Genomic DNA, 5,405 nt, shown 5'->3' with positions numbered 1-5,405 from the left:
ACGGAAACGGAATCCGGCCGCCGCGGCCGGATTCCGTTTCCGTAACCGGGCGAGTACTGCTCGAAGTGTTTTAGTGGCAGACTGCGGGCCCGGAAAGACGTTGGGGAGGCTGGCGAACGTGAGCGCGGGAGAGCCGGGATCGGTGGTGCGGCGCATGCTGCTCGGATCACAACTCAGGCGACTGCGTGAGGCGCGGGGGATCACGCGCGAGGCGGCGGGCTACTCGATCCGCGCCTCGGAATCGAAGATCAGCCGGATGGAACTGGGCCGGGTGAGCTTCAAGACCAGGGATGTCGAGGACCTGCTGACGCTGTACGGCATCACCGACGAGCAGGAGCGCGCCTCGCTGCTCTCCCTCGCCAAGGAGGCCAATGTCGCGGGCTGGTGGCACAGTTACTCGGACGTGCTGCCCAGCTGGTTCCCCACCTACGTGGGCCTGGAGGGCGCGGCCTCGCTGATCCGGGCGTACGAAGTGCAGTTCGTGCACGGCCTGTTGCAGACCGAGGAGTACGCCCGCGCGGTCGTGCGGCGCGGCATGCGGGGCGCGAGCGAGGCCGACGTCGAACGGCGGGTGGCGCTGCGCCTGGAGCGGCAGAAGTACCTGGTCTCGGAGAACGCGCCCGAGTTCCACGTCGTCCTCGACGAGGCCGCCCTGCGCCGGCCGTACGGCGACCGCGAGGTGATGCGCGGCCAGCTCCAGCACCTGATCGAGGTCTCCGAGCGGCCCAACGTCCGGCTGCAGGTCATGCCGTTCAGCTTCGGCGGCCACTCCGGTGAGTCCGGCGCGTTCACCCTCCTCAGCTTCCCCGAGTCCGACCTGTCGGACGTCGTGTACCTGGAGCAGCTCACCAGCGCGCTGTACCTCGACAAGGCCGAGGACGTCGCCCAGTACGAGAGCGCGCTCAAGGAGCTCCAGCACGACGGCCCGGGGCCGTCGGAGAGCCGGGACCTTCTCCGTGGACTCCTCCAACTCTCTTGAAACATCAGTACGATGACGCGTGATCAGACAACGAAGTCGATCAGTGCTCTGCTGATGCAGCAAGGGATTGAGGGATCACATGTCGTCGTACTTCACCGACCTCGCTCAGCAGTACATCGACGGTGAGTGGCGCCCGGGCACCGGCTCCTGGGACATCATCGACTTCAACCCGTACGACGACGAGAAGCTCGCGTCGATCACCATCGCCACGGTCGACGAGGTCGACCAGGCGTACCGGGCGGCCGCCCGGGCCCAGAAGGAGTGGGCGGCGACCAACCCGTACGCCCGCCGCGCGGTGTTCGAGAAGGCGCTGAAGCTGGTCGAGGAGCGCGAGGAGGAGATATCCGAGGCGATCGTCGCCGAGCTCGGCGGCACGCGCCTGAAGGCCGCCTTCGAGCTGCACCTCGCCAAGGAGTTCCTGCGCGAGTCGATCCACCTGGCGCTGCGCCCCGAGGGCCGGATCATCCCCTCGCCGGTGGACGGCAAGGAGAACCGCGTCTACCGGGTGCCCGTCGGTGTCGTCGGCGTGATCAGCCCCTTCAACTTCCCCTTCCTCCTCTCGCTGAAGTCGGTCGCCCCGGCCCTCGCGCTCGGCAACGGCGTGGTGCTCAAGCCGCACCAGAACACGCCGGTCGTCGGCGGCTCGCTGGTCGCGAAGATCTTCGAGGACGCGGGCCTGCCCGGCGGCCTGCTGAACGTCGTCATCACCGACATCGCGGAGATCGGCGACGCCTTCCTGGAGCACCCGGTCCCGAAGGTCATCTCCTTCACCGGCTCCGACAAGGTCGGCCGCCACGTCGCCACCGTCTGCGCCTCCCTCTTCAAGCGCTCGGTCCTCGAACTGGGCGGCAACAGCGCGCTGGTCGTCCTCGACGACGCCGACCTCGACTACGCCGTGGACGCGGCGGTGTTCAGCCGGTTCGTCCACCAGGGCCAGGTCTGCATGGCCGCCAACCGCGTGCTGGTGGACCGCTCGGTGGCCGAGGAGTTCACCGAGAAGTTCGTCGCCAAGGTCACGTCGCTCAAGGCCGGGGACCCGCGCGACCCCGCCACCGTCATCGGCCCGGTGATCAACTCCCAGCAGGCGGACGCCCTGACCGGCGTCGTCGAGCAGGCCCTCGCCGAGGGCGCGACCGCCCTGGTGCGCGGTGCCCGCACCGACAACCTGGTCGAGCCGTCCGTGCTGACCGGACTGCCGGCCGACTCGGCCCTGCTGCGGCAGGAGGTCTTCGGCCCGGTCGCCTTCCTCGTCCCGTTCGACGGCGAGAAGGAGGCCGTGCGCATCGTCAACGACACCCCGTACGGGCTGAGCGGCGCGGTGCACACCGGTGACGTCGAGCGGGGCGTGAACTTCGCCAAGCAGATCGACACCGGCATGTTCCACGTGAACGACGGCACCGTGCACGACGAGCCGATCGTCCCCTTCGGCGGCGAGAAGCACTCGGGCATCGGCCGGCTGAACGGCGACACGATGCTGGACGCCTTCACCACGATGAAGTGGATCTCGGTGCAGCACGGCCGGAGCGGCTTCCCGTTCTGAGCCGCGGGACGCCGCGTCCTCCTCCCGACGTGGTCTCTTCCCGCCGGGGCCCTCGCGGACGGAATCCGACCGCGAGGGTCCGTAGCGTCGTCGTCGGGCGGCAGGGGCCACCTGCGGCGGAACGACGAAAGGCGGCCGGTCATGGTCACTCACGTGGGACCCGAGGAGCGGGGCGACGAGCGGGGAGCGCTCCTGGCCTTCATCGCCGAGCAGCGCGGCGGCATCCGGCGGGCGCTGCTCGGCCTCACGGAGGAACAGGCGTCCTCCCGTCCCAGTGCCAGTGAGTTGTCCCTGGCCGGACTGCTCAAGCACGTCGCCGAGATCGAGCAGGGCTGGATCGCCCGCGCCAAGGGCGAGGCGCCGGCCGTCCACCGGGACGAGTCGAACTGGCACGAGAGCTTCCGGCTGGTCGGCGACGAGACGGTGGAGTCCATGCTCGCCCGCTACGCGGAGGTGGCCGCCGGGACGGAGTCGTTCGTCCGCTCGGTGCCCAGCCTCGACGACACCTTCCTGGTGGCGAAGACGTCCTGGAACCCGAGGGACGAGTGGCTCTCGATGCGCTGGCTGTGTCTGCACCTGATCCGCGAGACCGCCCGGCACGCCGGCCACGCCGACATCATCCGCGAGTCCCTGGACGGCGCCACCGCCTTCGAACTGGTCGCGCGGGAGCAGGGCGGCTCCGGGGAGTGACCCTCCGCGGCCTACTCTGGGCCCCATGTCAGTGATCCGTCTCCTCGTGCTCGGCGCGGTGCGCCAGCACGGGCGGGCCCACGGCTACCAGGTGCGCAACGACCTGGAGTACTGGGGCGCGCACGAGTGGTCCCACGCCAAGCCCGGCTCGATCTACCACGCCCTGAAACAGATGGCCAAGCAGGGACTGCTGCACGCGCACGAGACCGCCCCGTCCACGGCCGGGGGCCCGCCGCGCACCGAGTACGAGATCACCGAGCGGGGCACCGAGGAGTACTTCCGGCTGCTGCGGGAGTCGCTGACCTCCTACGACCAGAAGCCGGACGTGCTCTCGGCCGGCCTCGGCCTCATGGTCGACCTCGGCCGCGCGGAGGCCCTCGCCCTCCTGGAGCGGCGGGTGCGGGCCATCGAGGAGTGGCGCAGGTCCGTCACCGAGTACTACACGCCCGAGGGCGGGCCCGGGCAACTGGGCCACATCGGGGAGATCATGGACTTCTGGGTCCACTCGGCCGACTTCGGCGCCGAATGGACCCGCGGTCTCATCGAGCGCGTCCGGGGCGGCGCCTACACCTTCGCCGGCGAGGGCGAGCCGTTCGTCGGCGTCTTGGCCGAGGGCGAGGAGAACCCGTACGCGACGGGGGAGCGGCACCCCGGGGACGACCGCTGACCGAGGCCGGTCGATGCCGCCGGGGCGGGGCTAGTGGTGGAAGCTGGTGGCCGCGTTCCGGTCGTGGGTGAAGGGGCGCGGCTGCCGGCGCAGCTCCGGCAGCAGCCGGGTCAGGTCCTGCACGAACAGGTCGGCGAGGTCCTCGGAGAAGCCGTTGCGGCACACCACCCGCAGCACCGACAGGTCCTGACGGTTCGCCGGGAAGGTGTACGCGGGCACCAGCCAGCCCTGCTCCCGCATCCGCCGGGACACGTCGAAGACGTCGTACGCCGTGACGTCGTCGGCGGTCGTGAACGCGAACACCGGCAACTGGTCGCCCCGGGTCAGCAGCCGGAAGTCGCCGAGCGCCTCGATCCGCGAGGCGAGCCCCCCGGCCACGTCCCGCGCGGTCTGCTGCACGGCCCGGAAGCCCTCGCGGCCCAGCCGCAGGAACGTGTAGTACTGCGCCGCGACCTGCGCGCCCGGCCGGGAGAAGTTCAGCGCGAAGGTCGGCATGTCGCCGCCCAGGTAGTTCACCCGGAAGACCAGTTCCTCCGGCAGCGCGTCCGCGTCCCGCCACAGCGCCCAGCCGACGCCCGGGTAGACCAGCCCGTACTTGTGCCCGGACGTGTTGATCGACGCCACCCGCGGAAGGCGGAAGTCCCACGCCAGGCCCTCGTCGAGGAAGGGCGCGATCATCGCGCCGGACGCCCCGTCGACGTGCACCGGGACGTCGAGGCCCGTGCGCTCCTGGAGTTCGTCCAGCGCCGCGCACAGCTCGGCGATCGGCTCGTACGACCCGTCGAAGGTGGAGCCCAGGACGCCGACGACCCCGATGGTGTTCTCGTCGCACAGCTCGGCGGCCGCCCGCGGGTCCAGGTGGAACCGCTCGCCCTCCATGGGGACCTGACGGGCCTCCACCTCCCAGAAGTTGCAGAACTTGTCCCAGCAGACCTGGACGTTGATGCCCATGACGAGGTTCGGCCGGGCGTCGCGCGAGGGGTACCGGTCGGCGTTCCTCCGCGCCCAGCGCCGTTTCAGCGCCATCCCGGCGAGCATGCACGCCTCGCTCGACCCGGTCGTCGAACAGCCCACGGCCGCCGACGGGTCGGGCGCGTGCCACAGGTCCGCGAGCATCGCCACACAGCGCCGCTCCAGCTCGGCGGTGCGCGGGTACTCGTCCTTGTCGATCATGTTCTTGTCCCGGCACTCCGCCATCAGGGTGCCGGCCTCCGGCTCCATCCAGGTGGTGACGAAGGTGGCCAGGTTCAGCCGTGCGTTGCCGTCCAGCATCAGCTCGTCGTGCACCAGCTGGTACGCCGTCGAGGGCGCGATGGGGTCGGCGGGCAGCCGGTGCTTGGGCGGCGCCTCGGTCATGTCCCCGATCGGGTTGGCCGGTCCGAGGAAGGGGTTGACGGACAGGGTGTGCTCGTCGTGCTGCGAGCCTTCGTGAAGCGACACGGATGCCTCCGGGTCTCGGGAGCGGATGGGTCGGACGGGTGCGGGAGCGGAGGGGCCGGACGGACGGGCCGGCGGCGGGGGCGGGACGG

5 protein-coding genes are annotated in these 5,405 nt (G+C 70.6%); 4 read left to right on the top strand and 1 reads right to left on the bottom strand.

What is annotated here, in order from left to right; translation table 11 throughout:
• Window positions 1–154 precede the first annotated feature (154 nt).
• The 4 genes from B7L92_RS27250 to B7L92_RS27235 all read left to right on the top strand — a co-directional run bounded on the left by B7L92_RS27250 (window position 155) and on the right by B7L92_RS27235 (window position 3,876).
• The gene (locus B7L92_RS27250; RefSeq protein ID WP_081240019.1) at window positions 155–979 is read left to right on the top strand and encodes a Sco1979 family transcriptional regulator; all 825 of its coding nucleotides are present in this window, start codon (window positions 155–157) and stop codon (window positions 977–979) included.
• A gap of 79 nt (window positions 980–1,058) precedes the next feature.
• Window positions 1,059–2,519, top strand: a complete 1,461-nt coding sequence (locus B7L92_RS27245; RefSeq protein ID WP_081240018.1) for an aldehyde dehydrogenase family protein — start codon at window positions 1,059–1,061, stop codon at window positions 2,517–2,519.
• A gap of 141 nt (window positions 2,520–2,660) precedes the next feature.
• Window positions 2,661–3,209, top strand: a complete 549-nt coding sequence (locus B7L92_RS27240; RefSeq protein WP_081240017.1) for a DinB family protein — start codon at window positions 2,661–2,663, stop codon at window positions 3,207–3,209.
• 25 nt (window positions 3,210–3,234) lie between these two features.
• Window positions 3,235–3,876, top strand: a complete 642-nt coding sequence (locus tag B7L92_RS27235) for a PadR family transcriptional regulator (protein WP_081240016.1) — start codon at window positions 3,235–3,237, stop codon at window positions 3,874–3,876.
• 30 nt (window positions 3,877–3,906) lie between these two features.
• Here B7L92_RS27235 and gad read toward each other — a convergent pair whose 3' ends face one another.
• Window positions 3,907–5,316: a glutamate decarboxylase gene (gene gad, locus B7L92_RS27230; protein ID WP_081240015.1), complete on the bottom strand. Its 1,410-nt coding sequence runs from the start codon at window positions 5,314–5,316 to the stop codon at window positions 3,907–3,909.
• Window positions 5,317–5,405: the final 89 nt, after the last annotated feature.

Origin of the sequence: Streptomyces viridosporus, assembly GCF_002078235.1 — a bacterium.
Taxonomy (GTDB): domain Bacteria; phylum Actinomycetota; class Actinomycetes; order Streptomycetales; family Streptomycetaceae; genus Streptomyces; species Streptomyces viridosporus.
The sequence above is the reverse complement of the archived record's forward strand: the minus strand, read 5'-3'. Positions and strand labels throughout refer to the sequence as shown.